This window comes from Streptomyces sp. NPDC006463 (assembly GCF_042870715.1).
In the GTDB taxonomy this organism is placed as follows: Bacteria; Actinomycetota; Actinomycetes; order Streptomycetales; family Streptomycetaceae; genus Streptomyces.
The window spans coordinates 179,032-195,671 of record NZ_JBIAHP010000007.1 but is presented as its reverse complement, the minus strand read 5'-3'; the positions used below and the strand labels follow the sequence as shown (position 1 = coordinate 195,671).

General features: G+C 72.5%; 18 protein-coding genes and 2 pseudogenes. 9 read left to right on the top strand and 11 right to left on the bottom strand.

Features of this window, described 5'->3' with window-relative positions; genetic code table 11:
• The first annotated feature begins 48 nt into the window (after window positions 1-48).
• The 4 genes from ACFYOB_RS15220 to ACFYOB_RS15205 all read left to right on the top strand — a co-directional run bounded on the left by ACFYOB_RS15220 (window position 49) and on the right by ACFYOB_RS15205 (window position 3,989).
• Window positions 49-1,350 carry an NAD(P)-binding domain-containing protein gene (locus ACFYOB_RS15220; protein WP_388560239.1) on the top strand — a complete coding sequence of 434 codons (1,302 nt, stop codon included), beginning with the start codon at window positions 49-51 and terminating at the stop codon, window positions 1,348-1,350.
• Window positions 1,351-1,384: 34 nt separating this feature from the next.
• Window positions 1,385-1,645, top strand: a complete 261-nt coding sequence (locus ACFYOB_RS15215) for a hypothetical protein (protein WP_388559926.1) — start codon at window positions 1,385-1,387, stop codon at window positions 1,643-1,645.
• A gap of 14 nt (window positions 1,646-1,659) precedes the next feature.
• Entirely contained in the window at window positions 1,660-3,750 is a 2,091-nt protein-coding gene (locus tag ACFYOB_RS15210; protein ID WP_388560237.1) for a SpoIIE family protein phosphatase, read from the top strand.
• A 71-nt stretch (window positions 3,751-3,821) separates the two neighbouring features.
• A complete protein-coding gene (locus ACFYOB_RS15205) occupies window positions 3,822-3,989 on the top strand; it encodes a hypothetical protein (RefSeq protein WP_388559924.1) in 168 nt (55 codons plus the stop codon).
• Between the two features lie 59 nt (window positions 3,990-4,048).
• Here the strand turns inward: ACFYOB_RS15205 and ACFYOB_RS15200 are convergent, their stop codons facing one another.
• A complete protein-coding gene (locus tag ACFYOB_RS15200; protein WP_388559922.1) occupies window positions 4,049-4,495 on the bottom strand; it encodes a DUF6299 family protein in 447 nt (148 codons plus the stop codon).
• Between the two features lie 154 nt (window positions 4,496-4,649).
• Here ACFYOB_RS15200 and ACFYOB_RS15195 point away from each other — a divergent pair, with 154 nt between their 5' ends.
• Together ACFYOB_RS15195 and ACFYOB_RS15190 are read left to right on the top strand one after the other, a co-directional pair.
• On the top strand, window positions 4,650-5,303 hold the full coding sequence (locus ACFYOB_RS15195; protein ID WP_388559920.1) for a hypothetical protein: 654 nt from the start codon (window positions 4,650-4,652) through the stop codon (window positions 5,301-5,303).
• 57 nt (window positions 5,304-5,360) lie between these two features.
• Window positions 5,361-5,852, top strand: coding sequence for a DUF5949 family protein (locus ACFYOB_RS15190; protein ID WP_388559918.1), 492 nt, complete (start codon window positions 5,361-5,363; stop codon window positions 5,850-5,852).
• 122 nt (window positions 5,853-5,974) lie between these two features.
• Here ACFYOB_RS15190 and ACFYOB_RS15185 read toward each other — a convergent pair whose 3' ends face one another.
• The 3 genes from ACFYOB_RS15185 to ACFYOB_RS15175 form a co-directional block, all read right to left on the bottom strand.
• Complete coding sequence (locus tag ACFYOB_RS15185; RefSeq protein ID WP_388559916.1) at window positions 5,975-7,228, bottom strand: cytochrome P450; 1,254 nt, start codon at window positions 7,226-7,228, stop codon at window positions 5,975-5,977.
• A 113-nt stretch (window positions 7,229-7,341) separates the two neighbouring features.
• Entirely contained in the window at window positions 7,342-8,493 is a 1,152-nt protein-coding gene (locus tag ACFYOB_RS15180; protein WP_388559914.1) for a low temperature requirement protein A, read from the bottom strand.
• A 75-nt stretch (window positions 8,494-8,568) separates the two neighbouring features.
• The gene (locus ACFYOB_RS15175; RefSeq protein WP_388559913.1) at window positions 8,569-9,654 is read right to left on the bottom strand and encodes a MerR family transcriptional regulator; all 1,086 of its coding nucleotides are present in this window, start codon (window positions 9,652-9,654) and stop codon (window positions 8,569-8,571) included.
• 130 nt (window positions 9,655-9,784) lie between these two features.
• Here ACFYOB_RS15175 and ACFYOB_RS15170 point away from each other — a divergent pair.
• The 3 genes and pseudogenes from ACFYOB_RS15170 to ACFYOB_RS15160 all read left to right on the top strand — a co-directional run.
• A pseudogene (locus tag ACFYOB_RS15170) lies at window positions 9,785-10,236 on the top strand (MFS transporter); the annotation flags it as partial.
• Window positions 10,237-10,264: 28 nt separating this feature from the next.
• Window positions 10,265-10,601 (top strand): annotated as a pseudogene (locus tag ACFYOB_RS15165) (hypothetical protein); the annotation flags it as partial.
• 58 nt (window positions 10,602-10,659) lie between these two features.
• Window positions 10,660-10,872 carry a hypothetical protein gene (locus tag ACFYOB_RS15160; protein ID WP_388559911.1) on the top strand — a complete coding sequence of 71 codons (213 nt, stop codon included), beginning with the start codon at window positions 10,660-10,662 and terminating at the stop codon, window positions 10,870-10,872.
• Window positions 10,873-10,894: 22 nt separating this feature from the next.
• Here ACFYOB_RS15160 and ACFYOB_RS15155 read toward each other — a convergent pair whose 3' ends face one another.
• The 7 genes from ACFYOB_RS15155 to ACFYOB_RS15125 all read right to left on the bottom strand — a co-directional run bounded on the left by ACFYOB_RS15155 (window position 10,895) and on the right by ACFYOB_RS15125 (window position 16,391).
• Window positions 10,895-11,395: an MscL family protein gene (locus ACFYOB_RS15155; RefSeq protein WP_388559909.1), complete on the bottom strand. Its 501-nt coding sequence runs from the start codon at window positions 11,393-11,395 to the stop codon at window positions 10,895-10,897.
• Window positions 11,396-11,515: 120 nt separating this feature from the next.
• Window positions 11,516-12,106: a hypothetical protein gene (locus ACFYOB_RS15150; RefSeq protein ID WP_388559907.1), complete on the bottom strand. Its 591-nt coding sequence runs from the start codon at window positions 12,104-12,106 to the stop codon at window positions 11,516-11,518.
• A 139-nt stretch (window positions 12,107-12,245) separates the two neighbouring features.
• Complete coding sequence (pyrF, locus tag ACFYOB_RS15145; RefSeq protein ID WP_388559905.1) at window positions 12,246-12,938, bottom strand: orotidine-5'-phosphate decarboxylase; 693 nt, start codon at window positions 12,936-12,938, stop codon at window positions 12,246-12,248.
• An 80-nt stretch (window positions 12,939-13,018) separates the two neighbouring features.
• Entirely contained in the window at window positions 13,019-13,501 is a 483-nt protein-coding gene (locus ACFYOB_RS15140; protein ID WP_388559903.1) for a hypothetical protein, read from the bottom strand.
• A gap of 203 nt (window positions 13,502-13,704) precedes the next feature.
• Window positions 13,705-14,538: an S-methyl-5'-thioadenosine phosphorylase gene (locus ACFYOB_RS15135; protein WP_388559901.1), complete on the bottom strand. Its 834-nt coding sequence runs from the start codon at window positions 14,536-14,538 to the stop codon at window positions 13,705-13,707.
• Window positions 14,539-14,611: 73 nt separating this feature from the next.
• A complete protein-coding gene (locus ACFYOB_RS15130; RefSeq protein ID WP_328926118.1) occupies window positions 14,612-14,917 on the bottom strand; it encodes an FmdB family zinc ribbon protein in 306 nt (101 codons plus the stop codon).
• A gap of 67 nt (window positions 14,918-14,984) precedes the next feature.
• Window positions 14,985-16,391 carry an MFS transporter gene (locus ACFYOB_RS15125; protein ID WP_388559899.1) on the bottom strand — a complete coding sequence of 469 codons (1,407 nt, stop codon included), beginning with the start codon at window positions 16,389-16,391 and terminating at the stop codon, window positions 14,985-14,987.
• Window positions 16,392-16,640: the final 249 nt, after the last annotated feature.

Here is a 16,640-nt window from a genome sequence, read left to right as displayed (position 1 = left end):
CCGGGCCGGGCCGATGACCATGGAGCTGGAGGAACGGCCGTGATGCGGATGGACGATCTCGTGGTGGTCGGCGCGGGCCCGTACGGGCTGTCGATCGCCGCGCACGCGGCGGGTGCGGGGCTGTCCGTACGGCTGCTGGGGCGGCCCATGGCGTCCTGGCGCGACCACATGCCCGAGGGCATGTACCTGAAGTCGGAGCCCTGGTCCTCCAACCTGTCCGCGCCGGACGGGCGGTACACGCTGGCCGACTACTGCGCCACGCGCGGACTGGCCGCGGAACACGGCACTCCGCTGCCCATCGGCACGTTCAGCGCGTACGGGATGTGGTTCGCCCGCCATGCCGCGCCCGAGGTGGAGGAGGTGACCGTCACGGAGGTGACCCCGCAGGGCGACGGTTTCCGCGTCCGCATCGCCGAGGGACCGCCGCTGCTCACCCGCACGGTCGCCCTCGCGGTCGGGGTGATGCCGTTCGTCCACCTTCCCCCGCCGCTCCGGGACCTGCCGCCGGGCCACTACTCGCACAGCAGCGGCCACCGGGACCTGACCCGCTTCGCGGGCCGCGAGGTCGCCGTGCTCGGCGCCGGGCAGGCGGCCCTGGAGACCGCCGCCCTGCTGGCCGAGCAGGGCGCCCGGCCGTGCCTGGTCGCCCGGCGCTCCCGGCTGAACTGGAACACCGTGCCGCAGCCCCTGGCCAGGCCCCGGCTGCGCGCCCTGCGCGATCCGCACAGCGGCCTCGGCACCGGCTGGCGCAGCTGGGTGTGGTCGGAGCTGCCCTGGGCGGTCCGGCAGCTGCCCGCGGCCACCCGGGAGCGGATCGCGGCGACGGCGCTGGGCCCGGCCGGCGCCTGGTGGCTGCGGGACCGCTTCGAGCGGAGCGTCCCCGTACTGCTCGGGCACCACCTGCACCGGGCCGTGGCGGTGGGCGAGCGGACCCGGCTCGGGCTGACCACCAGGGCGGGGGAGTCCGTGGTCCTGGACACCGCGCACGTCATCGCGGCCACCGGCTTCACCCCGGACCTGGGCCGGCTGGAGCTGCTCGACGCGGGGCTGCGGGCCGCGCTGGAGACCGTGGGGGAGAGCGGGACGCCGGAACTGAGCCCCGGCTTCGAGTCCTCGTGGCCGGGACTGTTCTTCGCGGGGCTGCTGACGGCTCCCTCATTCGGCCCTTCCATGCGATTCGTGCACGGTGCGGGCTTCACGGCGGGGAGACTGGTGAGAGGAGTCCGAAAGCGCCTCGGTGCCCGGGACCCGCTGTCGGGTTCCACCGGTGAAGTCCAGTACTCCCGCGGACCAGGTCCGGGAGGACCCCCGGGGGCCGCGGCCGGGCATCCGAAGACGTATCCGCGGTGAGATCCGCGGTGAGACGCGGTGAGAGGGGTCCGCGATGAGCGCGGAGCGAGCACAGGGCCGCGGCTGGGTACGCATTCCCGCCAGCCGTGTGGAACAGCCCGCCGCGGCCAGGCCGGCCGCGGCCAGGCCCGCCGGGTACGACCGTGCCCCGTACGCGACGGCCCCCCATACCGCCTCGCCGCCGATCTACCTCTCCCTCGTCAAGCGCTGGAGGGAAGCCGGACGCACCCTTCCCGGGCATCCTGACGAGGAGTGGGAGCGGCTGATCTCCCAGCCGTACTGGCCCGGCCGTTAGGTGGTGTGAGTCTCTTGGCAGCGACGGAGCGCGAAAGCCCCGAGCAGGGCCGGCGGCAGTCCCCCGTGACCGGGCCCGGGGAACGGCTCGCGCTCAACGGCATGGGCAGTTTCGAGTGGGACCTGGACGCGGGCACGCTCGCCCTGGACGAGGCCGGGACGGTCGTCTTCGACGTGGATCCGCAGGAGTACGACGGCACCCCGGAAGGGCTCGGGCGGCGGATCCCGCCGAAGGACGGCGTCCGGCTGCGCGACGGCGTCGCGGCGGTCCTGGAGAGCGGCGGGGAGACGTACGGGGCCTACTTCACGGTGCAGCGGCGCGACGGCCGCGACCAGTGGACGCACACACAGGGCCGGGTGATCCGGGACGAGGACGGGCGGCCGCGGCGGATCGTGGGCATCGTCCGGGACGCGACGGCTGAGCTGGCGCAGGCCACGCTTCTGCGCAAACTGGAGTCGGCCCGGGCCCAGCAGGCGACGATCGTCCAGCGGACCACGGAGGCCCTCTCACGGGCGGTGACCGTCGACGACGTCACGGCCGCGCTGACCGGAGCGGGCGCGCTGGAGCGGCTCGGCGCGGACGGGCTGGCCCTGGGACTGGTCGAGGGCGGCACGATCAAGATGATCGCGATGAGCGGGGAGACGCTGGAGATCCTCAGCGAGCGCAACCTCACCCGGCTCGACGGAACACTGCCGCTGTCGCACGCGGTGATCACCCGGCAGGCGCGCTTCGTCACCTCGCTCTCGGCGCTCGGCGAGGAGTTCCCGCTGCTCAGGGACTATCTGGACCGGATCCAGTACGACGCGGCCGCCTATCTGCCGCTGATCGCCCAGGCCAAGGCCATCGGCGGGCTGGTCCTCTTCTACCGCCGGCGCATCGAGTTCAGCCCGGAGGAGAAGAACCTCTGCCTGGGTCTGGCGGGCATCGTGGCCCAGTCGCTCCAGCGGGCGCTCCTCTTCGACCAGGAGCGGGAGTTCGCGACCGGCCTGCAGGCGGCCATGCTGCCGCGCCGGATCCCCGAGATCACGGGCGGGGAGATCGCGGTCCGCTACCACTCCGCCTGGAGCGGGCGGGAGGTCGGCGGGGACTGGTACGACGTGATCGCGCTGCCCCGGGACCGGGTCGGCATCGTCGTGGGCGACGTACAGGGCCATGACACGCACGCGGCGGCCATCATGGGCCAGCTGCGGATCGCGCTGCGGGCGTACGCGGGGGAGGGCCATCCCCCGTCCACGGTGCTGGCGCGGGCCTCGCGCTTCCTCGCCGAGCTGGACACCGAGCGCTTCGCGACCTGCATGTACGCCCAGGTGGACCTGGAGAGCGGCGGCGTACGGGCCGTCCGCGCGGGCCACCTCGGCCCGCTGATCCGGCACACCGACGGCCGTACGGGCTGGCCCAACGTGCGCGGCGGCCTGCCGCTCGGGCTGGCCTCGGTCTTCGAGCAGGAGGAGTTCCCCGAGACCCGCCTCGACCTGGTGCCCGGGGAGACGCTGGTGCTGTGCACGGACGGCCTGGTGGAAGAGCCGGGTACGGTCATCAGCCGGGGCATGGAGGCCCTGGCCCACGTGGTGCGCAGCGGCCCGCAGGAGGCCGGGGCGCTCGCCGACCACCTCCTGGACAGGCTCTGGGAGCGCTGGGGCTCCGGCGACGACGTGGCCCTGCTGGTGTTGCGCCGGGCCCCCGACCCGGGGACCCACCGGGCCCCGCGCATCCACCAGTACGTCCACCAGGCCGACCCGGAAGGGCTCTCGGAGGCCCGCTACGCGCTGCGCCAGGCCCTGCGCGACTGGGGCATGCCGGACCTCGCCGACGACGTGGAGCTGGCGGCCGGGGAGCTGCTGGTCAACGCCCTGCTGCACACCGACGGCGGGGCGGTGCTGACCATGGAGGTGCTGCCCGAGCCGGTCCGGCGGATCCGGCTGTGGGTCAAGGACCGGTCCAGCGTGTGGCCGCGCCGGCGCACCCCGGGCGAGGCCGCCACTACGGGGCGCGGGCTGCTGCTGGTGGACGCGCTGGCCACGCACTGGGGTGTGGAGCCCCGGGGCGACGGCAAGGCGGTGTGGTGCGAGTTCGACGCCGCGGGTACCCCCCGGAGCGCGGGGTGAGCGCGTCGTCACGCCGAGTTGTGGCCTGCCGGGGGCGGGGTGATGATGCGGACCATGGAACGGAACGTGCTGTGCGCAGGCTGAGCAAGGGCGCCGTGACGGGCATCCTGGCCGTGCTGCTGCTGGCCGCCGGAGTGACGACGGTCGTGGACCGGACGACGGGGCGACCGCACACGGACCCCGGCTGCCAGTCGGTGGCGTTCATGTCGATGACGGGCGTCGCGCCCGAGTGCCGGTAGCGGCGGCTACCGGCACTGGCGTCCCGTCGGCCGCTGCGGCCCCTGCGGCCCCGGTGGTCCTAGCGGTGGGTGGTCAGCTTGATCTCCTGGCGGTCCTCCGCGACCGTGTCGACGGAGCGCGGCATCAGGCCCGAGAAGTGGATCTCGTTGAGCTGGGCCTCGGCGCGAGCCGGGCCGGGGTGGACGTCCGGGGTGAACCGGAGCGTGCCGGAGGCCTGCCACTGGTGCTCCTGCCCGTCGCAGTCCGCTTCCCCGCCGCCGAAGGCGAGCCGGGTGCCGTCCTGGACGACGGCGGCCGAGATCTGCAGCTTCGTCCCCATGGGGGACGGGGCGGTGCAGTGGTAGGTGCCGTAAAGGGTGACCGTGCCGTCCTTGGAAATGTGACCATATGGCCGTACGGAAATTCCCTGGTCGTAAACGGTGGCCTGGGCCGAGCCGGTGAATACCGTGGCGGCGGTCAGTGCGGAGAAGGCGGTCAGGGCCAGCCGGCGGCCGATGGTGCGCATTGTTCCTCCTGGTGGAAGCGGGGGCGGTAATCCGCCGGAATGCATTGTGCTGGCATATGGGCGGCAACTCTCCTCCCACACTCGTGTCGGTGTGTGCAATTGCCCGCTCGGGCGCGTGAGACTGACCGAAATACATCCCCCGAAGGGATCTCGCATGCGCCAGTCCGCCGTTCCCGCCCGTTTTCCCGCCCGCCTCCCGGTCCGTTCCGCGCTCCGCCGTCCCGTCCTCGCCGCCGCTCTCCTCCCGCTCCTCCTGCTGGGCGCCACGGCCTGCCAGAGCGCACCCGAGGGGGCCGCGCTCGCGCCCGCCGCGGCGCCAGCCGTCCCCGTGGACGGCGGTGCGATGGACGACGGGGCGCCCGGTGCGCAGGAGGCTCCCGCCCGGACCAAGGCGAAGGATGCCCATGTGGGTGAAGCCGTACAGGTGCACGGTGACCAGATCGGCCGGCACCTGCAGGCCGTGCTGGGCGCGTACGTGGACCCCGCGGTCAGCGTGGAGAAGAACTTCGCCCCGCCGGCCGGCAAGCGCTGGGTGGCCGCCTCGATGTCGTTCGTCAACGTGGGCGGGGCCTCGTACGGGGCGCTCGGACGCATGTGGGCGCACGACAGCGCGGGGCAGCGCCACCCGGTGGTGCCCACCGGTGAACTGACGACCGGCAAACCACTCGTCTTCGATTCCCTCGCGGTCGGTGAGCGGGCCGAGGGATGGGTGGTGTTCGAAATCCCGGAAAACGCGCGCATCGTGCGCCTCCAGTACCAGGACACGAACACGCAGGCGAATTCCGGATCGGGATTCTGGGCCGTCTAGCCCGCCCGGGTGAAAGGCCGTGAAGGGGCCGGGCATCAGACGGCTAGGGTGCGGCGCATGACTTCTACTCAAGCCGAAATCGACCGGTCCGTTCTCGGCACCCTTTCGGTGCTCGCGTGGATCGGCGACCCCTCCGAAGGCCACGACATCCCGTACCTCCTCGCCTACACCCTCGGCGACGGTCCGAAGGGCGAGAAGGCCAGCGAGGAGGCCGCCCGCGGGCTGCTGGAGGAGATCGGCCTGCCCATCGGCGACGTGGTCATGGACGGCACCCGCAGCCCGCGCACCTTCGCGGTGCAGATCCTGCTCGCGGGCAACCAGATCGCGCTGACCCTGCCCGGGCTGAACGCGACCTGCACCGCCCCGGACGAGTGGGTCGCCGCTGCACGCGAGAGCGGTCAGGCGTACTTCCTCTTCGCCACGCGGCCCTGGGCCGAGGCGGTCCCGGGGCGGCCGGTGTCCGCCGAGGTCCTCCAGGCGTTCGCGGGTGACGAGGAAGTGCTGACCAGCAGCGCCCACTGCGTCATCACGGTGCAGAGCCTGCAGTAGCAGCCGCGTACCGGGCCTGCACCGCCCCCGCTCCGGCCGCCGGGCTCCCAGCCTGCCCGGTGGCCGGTTCCGTGTGCCCGGGCACGGGTTCCCGCGTCCGGGATTCCGTGCCCGGCTTCTGTTCAGGGCCGCTCGAAGGCGAACTTGAGCGAGCGGACCCGGTTGTCGAAGTTCGACCCGGCCAGATCCGGCAGTCCCGCCGCGCGCAGCCCCACCGGGCGGGTCAGCAGCTCGCGGAAGAGGGCCTTCATCTCCACCCTGGCCAGGTGCGCGCCCAGGCAGAAGTGCGGACCGCCGCCGCCGAAGCCCAGGTGCGGGTTGGGCGAGCGGGTGATGTCGAAGGCGTCGGGGTCCGGGAAGACCGCCTCGTCGCGGTTGGCGGAGGCGTAGTACAGGACGACCTTGTCGCCGGGCCGGAACAGGTGCCCGCCCAGGGTGTGCTCGGCGGCCACCGTCCGGCGGAACTGGATGATCGGCGTCGAGTGGCGGATCATCTCGTCCACCGCGCCGTCCGCGTACTTCTCGAAGTCCGAGAGCAGCAGGTCCCGTTGGTCCGGGTTGTCGGTCAGCAGGGTCAGCCCGTGCGTGATCGCGTTGCGGGTCGTCTCCACCCCGGCCACCATCAGGAGCGAGAAGAAGGCGCCGAGCTGGCGGGCACCGAGGGCCTGGCCGTCGACGTTCGCGCACACCAGAGCCGAGATCAGGTCGTCCGTGGGGTTCTTGCGCCGCTCCCGTCCGATGCCGGCCACCATCCGCTGCATCCTGGCGAGCGCCCGCAGGCCGCGCCCGGGCATCCGCAGCCGGGAGGCCAGCCCGCGCTCCACGCCGATGTTCTCGGAGGCGTGGTTGACGCGGTCGGCGATCTCCGCCCGGAAGTGCTCCGGGATGCCCATCATGTTGCAGATGACCTCCAGGGGCAGCCGGGAGGCCACCGCCGAGACGAACTCGTCGGGCTCGTCCGCGAGTACGTCGTCCACGATACGGGCCGCCACCGCGTGGATGTCCTCCTCGGCGGCCGCCAGCAGGCGGGGTGTGAAGGCCCGCTGCACGATCTTGCGCAGCTGGGCGTGGTCGGGGCCGTCCAGGTTGACCATCGAGTCCCCGAACAGGGCGCGGACCCAGCGGGCGGGTTCGGGGGTGGTGACGCCGGGGGCACTGGCGAAGACCTTGGGCAGACGGCTCGCCTCCTGCACCTGGGCGTGGCGGACCAGAGCCCAGTGGCCGCTCCCCTCGGGTACGAAGACGGGGGAGTCGAGGGCGCGCAGGCGGGCGAAGACCGCCAGGCGGTGCGAGGGGGGTTGTTGCCAGAAGCCCGGCTCGGCCAGCTCCCCTCCGGGGCCGGGGCCGGTGCCTTGGCGTGGTGCGGGGAGTGTCATGGCCTGCCTCCAGTTGCTGCGCGTCGTTCTGCGCTGGAGAACGGCGGGGGAGGTCCCGGAGTGACGGTTCGGCGAGGCGCCGTTGCCTGGGCGCCGGCCCGGAGCCCCGTGCGTCAAGCCGAGTCGGACCTTGCGGCCAGGGCCACGCCGATCGCCACCGTGACCGTCGCGATCAGGCCCGCGTAGAGGACCGCGTACGAGCCCGTCCAGGTGCAGGCGAGGATCGCGGCGGCGGAGAGCGGGATGGTGAGCTGCTGGGCGGGTCCCCGCTTGAAGTGGCGGGAGTGCAGGAGCCAGACCATGAACAGGAAGAGCGCGGCCGGGACGGTGACGGAGGCGTTGGCCGACAGCTGGGAGATGTGGGCCTTGCCGACCGTGTGCTCGACCGCGACCTCGATGCCCGCACCGATCGCCGCGCCCGAGGCGAAGATCAGCAGGTGGCCGTAACCCCACGGGATGGCCTCGCGGTTGGAGGTCAAGTGCTCGTGCATCGGCACCGCGAAGTAGATCCACCACGCGGCGAAGACGATCAGCAGTCCGCCGGCGGCGATGGGTAGCAGGTGCCCCAGCTCCTCGTGCTCGTTGATCGCCGACTGCACCGCCACCGTGCTCGCGGCGATCGTCTCGCCCAGCACGATGATGGTGAACAGGCCGTACCGCTCCACGATGTGGTGCGCGTGCCAGGGCGTCTGGTGCCCGCGCTCGGCGATCACCGGGACGAGCAGCTCGGCGGCGACCAGGACCAGGAACAGCCAGCGCTTGGCGTCGTCCGGGGCGAACAGCAGCGCCACCCAGCCGGCCTGGCAGATCATCAGCCCGGCCGCGTACTTCAGCGCCGCCGACCGTGCCTCGCCGCTCTCCCCGGCGGCGGCCCGCAGCCACTGCGCCGTCAGGGCGAGGCGCATGATGACGTAGCCGATGACGGCGACCGTCCAGTCGTTCTCGTCGAAGGCCTGGCTCACCCCGGCCGCGTAGACGAGCACGCCGGCGATCTGCACGAGGGTCGCGATCCGGTACGGCACGTCGTCGACGTCGTAGGCGGAGGCGAACCAGGTGAAGTTCATCCACGCCCACCACACGCCGAAGAAGACGAAGAGGTAGCCGATCACCCCGGTGCCGGGATGGCCCTCCGCCAGCGCGTGCACCAGCCGGGCTCCGGCCTGCGCGATCGCGACGACGAAGCAGAGGTCGAAGAACAGCTCGAGCGGGGTGGAGGTGCGGTGGTCCTCGTCGCGGCTGCGGGCGGTCATCGGGATGTAGGCCATGCAGGCCAGCACACCAGAGGACGCGCCCTTCGCCGGGCCGGACGCGCTGACGGGCGACGTGCGGGAGAGGGCCCGCTAGTGGGCCGGGCGGACGGGCATCAGGAGCGAAAACGTGTCCTCGGTGTCGGTGCGGCGGATCACCAGGGGGGCGTCGGGGGCGCCGAACTCCAGGATCAGCTGGTCCGCGGCTCCGGCGGCGAGGGCATCCAGCAGGAAGTCCCGGTTCACGGCGACGTCGTCCCGGTCGTCGTCATCGTCCTCGCAGACGGTGACGCCGCCCTCGGCCGTCACCTTGAGGACGCTGAGGTCGCACGACGGACCGTCCTGCTCGCGCACCTCGCTCGCGCGGACGGGACCGGTTGCCAGGGCCTCCCGGAACGCCTGGACATCGACGAGGGCACGGCGCCGGTCGGCGGGCAGGCGGACGAGGCGACGGTAGTCGGGGAAGTCGTGATCGAGGCACTGGCCGGCTGCCTGGCGGTTCCCGGTCTCCAGGACCACGCGGTCGCCGTCAACGGTGAGCTGGACGGACGCGTCGTCGGTCAGCAGCGCCCGCATCGCGTCGGCGAGCGGGGACGGCACGATGACCTGCACGCGGGGGCCGCCGTGCCCGTCGATACCGGCCCGGGCGACAGCCATCCGGTAGCGGTCGGTGGCCACGACATCGAGTGCGTCGCCCTCGATGTCGAACAGGACGCCGCCGAGCATCGGCAGCTCCGGGTCGGTACTGGCGGCGAAACGGACCGCGTCCAGCGCGGCGGCCAGCGCGGGTGCGCAGACGACCGACCGGACGGAGGCGGTGCGGAGCGACGTCATGGGATTCTCCCTGTGTTCGAGTAGTGCCCGGATCGTGGAGAACTCGACGCGGGCGTCGGACAACCCCAGTTCCAGACGGCGCAGGTGCCCCTGGAGCAGGTTCCGCACCAGATCGGTGTCCGCACGGGACCAGCCGGCGAGTACGAGCCGGATGTCCGCCAACGGCATGCCCGCCCGGCGCAGCCGCGCCAGCAGCCGGGACTCACCGAGCTGCTCGGGGGCGTACCAGCGATAGCCGCTCACCGGATCCACCCAGGCCGGGACCAGCACGCCGGCGCCGTCGTAGAACCGCAGGGCACTCACGCCCAGTCCGCTGTCCCGAGCCATCTCTCCGATACTGCGCATCTCGCTCTCCACACCCCGAACTCTGAGCCCTGTACCAGGTCGAGGGTCAATCGCGGCCGTCTGGCCCCGTTCGGCGCACTCGCCGATGCGGCATAACGGGCTGGGTCGGAACATGCCGCCTAGCGTGGTGATGTGCCCGAGCCCTCAGAAGCCCTTGACGTCCCACCTCCGCCCCCCGGGGGCCCCGGCACCGCCGGGAACCGCCCCCGTGGGGCGCCGGTCCGTCACCGCCCGGGCCACCCTGGCCGGCACCGTCGTATCGCTCCTGCTCACCGCGGCGATCGTGCTGGGCAGCCGGCTGCTGCGCGACTTCGACCCGGCCCTGCTGCCGTACGCCGTCGCAACCGCTTCCTGGCCTTCGGTGTGGCCTACCGGTACACGGTCCGGGTCTCTGCGCCCGGCGCCCGCCGCCTCTTCGTACGAGGCGTCGGCAGCCTCTTCTCGGCCGACAACTTCAAGAAGGCACCCACCGCGCTGCCGAGGATGATCGCCACCTACCTCGGCCTCCAGAAGTTCCTCGGCGCCAGTTCGGCGATTCCCACCCCGAGCTGGCCGGCCAGCTGGGCTGCCCGGGAGCGAATCACGCCACGACGAACGAGAGGGGGCGGACGTGAGCGACGCACGACTGCCACCGCGCCCCGACTACCACCCCGGGAGCGCCCAGTCCCGGCTGAACCGGCCCGGTGCATGAGCGGTATCCGCAGATCCGCTCCACGAGCGGCTTCGGCGACCCGCGGATCCGGCACACGGGCCCCGGCCCGGGAGCCGGCACGGAACAGGAGCCGGAGTGGTCCTCGAAGCTGGGCGCCCGTCTGGCCCTGGCCCTCACCGTCGTCATCGGGCAGCTTCGGGCGCTGACCTTGACCGTCAACGAGTGGATGAAGGGCAACACCGGCACGGCCTGGTGGGGGGCGGGATTCCTGATCCTGTCCTTCGCCGTCGTGATCCCCAGCCGAGCGGGGCCGGAGGCCGGAACGCGCGTGGGCGCGGCCGTACCCTGGAGGCATGAGCACCGCCCCCGCCTCCGACCCGCAGCCCTCCGACCCCGGGCCCGGGGCCGACAAGCCCCGGCCGAAGCCCAGGCTGGTCTTCGACGACCCGCTGGACCAGCAGTCGTCGGACGACACCGACCGGGGCTGGGGCGAGCGGCCGCCCGCCGGCGGAAGCGCGGCCGACCTGGCCCGCTTCCTCGACGAGAAGCCCCCGCACCACATCTGACCGGCCGAGGCGGCCGGAGCGGCTAGAACACGTCGCGCGAGCCCGAGGGACGGGCCCCGCCACCGTTGGTGCGCTGCGCGACGAGCGCGTCCCGGATCTCCTTGAGGACCTCCAGCTCGGTGATCTCCATGGTCTCCTGGACACCCTCCCGGGCCTTGCGGCGGGCCTCCTGCTTGGCGAGGTACTTCGCCATCGGCAGCACCATCAGGAAGTAGACGACCGCGGCGGTGATCACGAAGGTCAGCGTGGCGTTCAGCACGGAGCCCCAGAGGATCTCGACCCCCGTCGGCCGGCCGTCCGCGCCGATGGCGCAAGGGCTCTTGATGCACGTCGTGTAGCCGTCCAGGCTCTGCGTGCCGATCGCGCCCACCACCGGGCTGATGATCCCCTTGACCACCGAGTTCACGATGTTCGTGAACGCGGCGCCGATGACCACGGCCACCGCCAGGTCGATCACGTTGCCGCGCATCAGGAAGGCTTTGAAGCCCGCCAGGACGCTCTCCTTCTTCTTCTCGCTCACCACTGAGCCTTTCTTCGCATGTGCCGAACACGGAGCCAACGGTTCCGAAAACTACGGCAGTCCGGGCGCGGCGTGTCCAATCGGCCCCCATCTTGAGGCGACTTGACTGCCCGTGCGTGCGAATCAACACAATGTCACCGCCAGCCGGGCCGACGTGCCCACCCCCACGAGCGCGCGTGCGGTATCGCGGGGCACGGACAGCACCACGAGCGCCCCACCGTCGCCAACACCCTGGTCGGGATCGGGAACTTCGGCGACCCGGGCCCCCTCGGCCACCACCCTGGGCGGTCCGGCGCGCTCCGCCGCGACCACGTCGACGCGGTCCCCGGGCCGTAGCAACCGCACCGTCGCAGCGTCCGAGATGCGCACCGGGGCCGACACCATCCGAACCGCCGCGGGCTGCTGCGCCGGCCCCTGGGAGACCCGCACCGCCGCGGGCGCGGCGCCACGCGAGGCCTGAGCCTCCGTCCCGCCCACGGCCAGTGCCGCCGCCGCGACCGCCAGCCCGGCGGAGACGGCCCGGCGCCGACGCCGCAGGGCCCTGCGCAGCCGGTCCCCGCCCCGTCCGACCCGCAGCGGGGGAAACGGCGGGACCGGCCGCGCGGGTGGACACGCGGACGAGCACGCGGAAGGGAAGACGGGAAAGGACGACGAAGAGGAACTCGAAGAGCACCCCGAAGAAGAAGCCGAAGAGGGCGTGGGCGTACGGGACATGAGGGCCACCACCAGACGGAGTGAGTCGCTGTGCCCGGACCTTGCGCCCGGACACACCTCACGATCCGGCCTCCCGCAGGATCCCGCTCCGCCCTGTGGATGATCCCCAGGTTGTGGACAACGGCGTCACCCGCAAGGGTCAGACGCCCGCCCTGATCCCCTCCAGCGCCGCCACCGGGTCCGCCGCCCGCGTCACCGACCGCCCGACCACGATGTGCGAGGCCCCCGCCCCGAAGGCCGCTCCCGGGGTTCCGGCCCGCGCGTGCCCGCCCCCCGCCCCGCCCGCCGGCGTCACCCCCGGGGTGACGATCAGCGGCTCCGGTCCCAGGGCGGCACGCAAGGCCGCGGCCTCCCGGGGTGAGGCGACGAGTCCGTCGCAGCCGGCGGCCACCGCGAGCCGGGCCAGGCGCAGCGCTTGTTCGTCGGTACTCGCGGCGACGATGCCGACGTCGGCGAGGTCGCTCGCGGTCATGCTCGTGACCACGGTCAGTGCGAGCACCTTCAGCCCTGGGAACTCCCGCGCCGCTTCGACCGCCGCCGTAAGGATGCCCGTACCGCCCATGGCGTGCACGGTCACCATCGACGCGCCCAGCGCGCCCGCCGCACGGACCGCGCCGGCCACGGAGTGCGGTATCTCGAAGAGCTTCAGGTCGAGGAAGACCTCGTACCCCCGGGCGGCGAGGTCCCGGACGAGCCCGGGGCCCGCGCTGGTGAGCAGCTCCAGGCCGACCTTGTAGTGGCCGCAGGTGTCGCCGAGCCGCGCGACGAGCGCCTCCGCCGCACGGCGGTCGTCGAAGTCGAGGGCGACGATGATCCGGTTCTCGGTGTTCACGCCGCCATTGTCGCGGCCGCCGCTTCCCCCGGATCATGCGGGAAGTGCGAGATCCTGTCACGCGAGGTCGCGGGATCCGTTCACACGAGGTCCAGGCCGAGGGCCGTGAGCAGCCGGTCGGTGAGCTCCTCCGCGAAGGCCTCGGAGCCGGTGAGGGCGGTCCGGACTGCCGCCGGATCGGCGCTCAGCCCGGCGGCCGCCGCCCAGTCGAGCGCGCCCTCCAGGGCCTGCTGGACGGGGAACCGGTCGAGCGGTATCCCGTAGTCCTGCGCCGTGTCCCGGTTCAGCAGGGCCTTCCAGTGACCGCCGGCGAACGTCGCGGCCTCGACGAAGCCGACGTCGCTGTCGAGGTAGGCCACCGTGATCACCGGCGCCCCGGTCCGTCGAGACAGTGCCGCGGCCCCGCCGGCCGGCTGGTCGGCGAAGTGCAACGCCGCCCAGCCTCCGCCCAGTTCCGCGGCTTCCTCACCGCCCCAGGCCGCACCGAACCCGGCCTCGGCCGCGAACTCCCGCAGCTCCTCCACCGTGGCGCGGGCCACGGCCGTCCCCCCTGAATTTCCCATGCGTGGAGGCTAAGGGCTGTCCCGTAATCCCCGGTGGGTCAGCGCACGGCGTCGGATGCGGTGCATCGCAAGGCGGAGGGGCGCCCCCATACTGGGCGTATTCGGGCGTTCCGACAACGCGGCGAGGTGCCGTAGCCGGCGTCGTGCGCCCGCCGGGGATTACGGGACAGTCCTTAGGCGGAGGTACTGACAAAAGCTTCCGGCTACGGCAGCTCGATGCCCAGGTCCCAGCCGTCGTGGGCGTGCGTGCAGAGGCAGTCGCGGGATTCCGTCGCCGGCAGGGCGGCCACCGCGTCGAAGAGCACCTCGCGCAGCCGGCCGACGTTCTCGCCGAAGACCTTCAGGACCTCCGTGTGCGACACGCCCTCGCCGGTCTCCGCGCCCGCGTCCAGGTCCGTGACCAGCGCCATCGAGGTGTAGCAGAGCCCCAGCTCGCGCGCGAGGACCGCCTCCGGGTGCCCCGTCATGCCGACCACCGACCAGCCCGCCGCCGCGTGCCACCGCGACTCGGCGCGCGTGGAGAAGCGCGGCCCCTCGATGACGACCATGGTGCCGCCGTCCACCGGCTCCCAGTTCCGCTCCCGGGCCGCCGCCAGCGCCACCTCGCGCCCCACCGGGCAGTACGGGTCCGCGAAGGTGGTGTGCACGACATTCGGGACGCTGCCGTCGGGCAGCGGTTCCCCGTCGAAGAAGGTCTGCGCCCGGGACTTCGTACGGTCGACCAGCTGGTCGGGCACGAGCAGCGTGCCCGGACCGTACTCGGCCCGAAGGCCGCCGACCGCGCACGGGCCGAGTACCTGGCGGACGCCGACCGAACGCAGGGCCCACAGGTTGGCCCGGTAGTTGATCTTGTGCGGCGGGACGGTGTGGCTGCGCCCGTGCCGGGGCAGGAAGGCCACCTGGCGGCCGGCCAGCTCACCCACGTACAGGGAATCGCTCGGGGGCCCGTACGGGGTCTCCACCTGGATCTCGGACACGTCCTCCAGGAAGGAGTAGAAGCCCGAACCGCCAATGACACCGATCTCTGCGTTCACCATGCGGCCCACCCTAACCGGGCATGCCGAAGGCCCCGCTGCCGGTCAAGGCGGGCGGGGCCCAGGGGAGAAACGGTCAGGCGGCCGAGGTCGAGCTGCTGCCCGTGCTCGACGACGTCGAAGAGGACGCGGCGGCGGGGGCGGCGGCAGCCGTCGTCGTGGACGACGAGGCCGGCTTCGAGGCGGGCGTGCTGCTCGACGAGGCGCCACGGCTGTCGTTCCGGTAGAAACCGGAGCCCTTGAAGACGATGCCGACCGCGGAGAACACCTTCTTCAGGCGTCCGTCACAGCTCGGGCACACGGTCAGCGCGTCATCGGTGAACTTCTGCACGGCCTCAAGGCCCTCACCGCACTCGGTGCACTGGTACTGGTAGGTCGGCACGAATATCCTCCTGGCACTCTGACTCAATGAGTGCTAACGACGCTCCATGGTGACGTATTCCGGTCGATCAGTCCACCGTCACCGGCACGCGGTGACCCATCCCACGCTCGTTCACGCGGTTCCGGGCGGTCGGCGAAGCGATCCGCGCGGTACGCGGGGCGGCGCCCGGCGCCTCAGCTGAGGTCGCGGCCTCAGCCGCGGTGGCGGCCTCGGCAGGGGCGGCGGCCGGCGCGGACGCGTTCACGAGCCGGCTCGGAGCCTTCGGCGCCAGCTTCGCGCGCAGCGCCAGCAGGGTGGCCAGCGCGAGCGCCGTGGCACCCATGGGCACCAGGAAGCCGTACGAGGACCCGTGCGCGTCCGTCAGACGGCCGGCCAGGGTGACCGCTATGGCCTGCCCGAAGGCGATGGAACCGGTCAGCCAGGTGAACGCCTCGGTCCGGGCGTTGGCCGGGACCAGCTGCTCGACCATCGTGTAGCCGGTGATCAGGGCGGGGGCGATGAACAGGCCGACGACCAGGCCGAGCGCGCCCAGCAGGATCATCGAGTGGGCGGCCCACAGCACGGACGCGGCGGCGGTGAGGCCGATGTAGCCGAGGATCAGGCGCCGACGCGGGCCGATCTTCCAGGCGACGGCACCCATCGCGATGCCGGCGATCATGTTGCCGGCTGCGAAGACGCCGTAGAGCAGGCCGTTGGCGCCGGGGTTGCCGATCTCGTTGGAGAAGGCGGCCAGGGAGACCTGCATGCCGCCGAAGACGGCGCCGATCCCGAGGAAGGCGAAGATCAGGACGCGCAGGCCCGGGAAGGACAGCGCGAAGGCGCGCTTCTCACCGGTGACCGACGGGGCGTGCGGCTTGGGCTGGGTGGCCCGCCGGGCCGCGAAGAGCAGACCGCCGAAGAGCGTCAGCGTGGCCTCGGTGACCAGGCCGGCGGCCGGGTGGACACCGGTGCACAGCGCGGTCGCCAGGACCGGGCCGACGACGAAGGTGAACTCGTCGGTGACGGACTCGAAGGCGGCGGCCGTCGGCAGCAGGGGCGAGCCCTCCAGCTTGACGGCCCAGCGCGCCCGGACCATCGGCCCGACCTGCGGCACCGAGGCGCCGGCGGGTACGGCGGCGAGCGCCAGCGCCCAGACCGGGGCACCCAGCAGGGCGAGCGCCGCCAGGCCGCTGACGGAGGCGGCGTGCGCGAGCACGACGGGGATCAGGACGGCGCTCTGGCCGAAGCGGTCGGTGAAGATGCCCATCAGCGGGGCGGACAGCGCCATCGAGATGCCGGTGACGGCCGCGACGATGCCGGCGCTGCCGTAGGAACCGGTGGTGTGCTGGATGAGCAGCAGCATGCCGATGGTCAGCATGCCGAAGGGGAGCCGGGCGGCGAAGCCGGGGAGTACGAAGCCGAGGGCGCCGGGTGTGCGCAGCAGTTGCCCGTAGCCGGGGCGGGCGGACGTGTCGGTCGTGACCGCGGATGTCACGGCCTTGCCTTTCCGCTGCCTGGTAGAGCGTCCCCGTCTGCGGACGGTGCTTCGCCTTGTGAGCGGCCGCACCCGTACATGTGGGAGCCCCGAGAGCTGTCCTCTTGCGCAGAACCGAGTGATACCTGGGCGCCCACTGCGGGAGGGAGCCACGGCCGCTTTGCGGTCGCGCCAGCTCTGCGTCAGGCAGAGTTGGTTCGATCTGTTGTGCCTTCATCGTACAGGGGGATGCACTACCACGCCCTGTGA

Bases quoted from the DNA above. Each gene is read 5' to 3' on its own strand.
- ACFYOB_RS15180 (WP_388559914.1), bottom strand. From the start codon at position 8,493: ATGGCCTACATCCCGATGACCGCCCGCAGCCGCGACGAGGACCACCGC.
- ACFYOB_RS15190 (WP_388559918.1), top strand. From the start codon at position 5,361: ATGACTTCTACTCAAGCCGAAATCGACCGGTCCGTTCTCGGCACCCTT.
- ACFYOB_RS15135 (WP_388559901.1), bottom strand. From the start codon at position 14,538: ATGGTGAACGCAGAGATCGGTGTCATTGGCGGTTCGGGCTTCTACTCC.
- ACFYOB_RS15160 (WP_388559911.1), top strand. From the start codon at position 10,660: ATGAGCACCGCCCCCGCCTCCGACCCGCAGCCCTCCGACCCCGGGCCC.
- ACFYOB_RS15185 (WP_388559916.1), bottom strand. From the start codon at position 7,228: ATGACACTCCCCGCACCACGCCAAGGCACCGGCCCCGGCCCCGGAGGG.
- ACFYOB_RS15150 (WP_388559907.1), bottom strand. From the start codon at position 12,106: ATGTCCCGTACGCCCACGCCCTCTTCGGCTTCTTCTTCGGGGTGCTCT.
- ACFYOB_RS15175 (WP_388559913.1), bottom strand. From the start codon at position 9,654: ATGCGCAGTATCGGAGAGATGGCTCGGGACAGCGGACTGGGCGTGAGT.
- ACFYOB_RS15220 (WP_388560239.1), top strand. From the start codon at position 49: ATGGACGATCTCGTGGTGGTCGGCGCGGGCCCGTACGGGCTGTCGATC.
- ACFYOB_RS15200 (WP_388559922.1), bottom strand. From the start codon at position 4,495: ATGCGCACCATCGGCCGCCGGCTGGCCCTGACCGCCTTCTCCGCACTG.
- ACFYOB_RS15140 (WP_388559903.1), bottom strand. From the start codon at position 13,501: ATGGGAAATTCAGGGGGGACGGCCGTGGCCCGCGCCACGGTGGAGGAG.
- ACFYOB_RS15195 (WP_388559920.1), top strand. From the start codon at position 4,650: ATGCGCCAGTCCGCCGTTCCCGCCCGTTTTCCCGCCCGCCTCCCGGTC.
- ACFYOB_RS15215 (WP_388559926.1), top strand. From the start codon at position 1,385: ATGAGCGCGGAGCGAGCACAGGGCCGCGGCTGGGTACGCATTCCCGCC.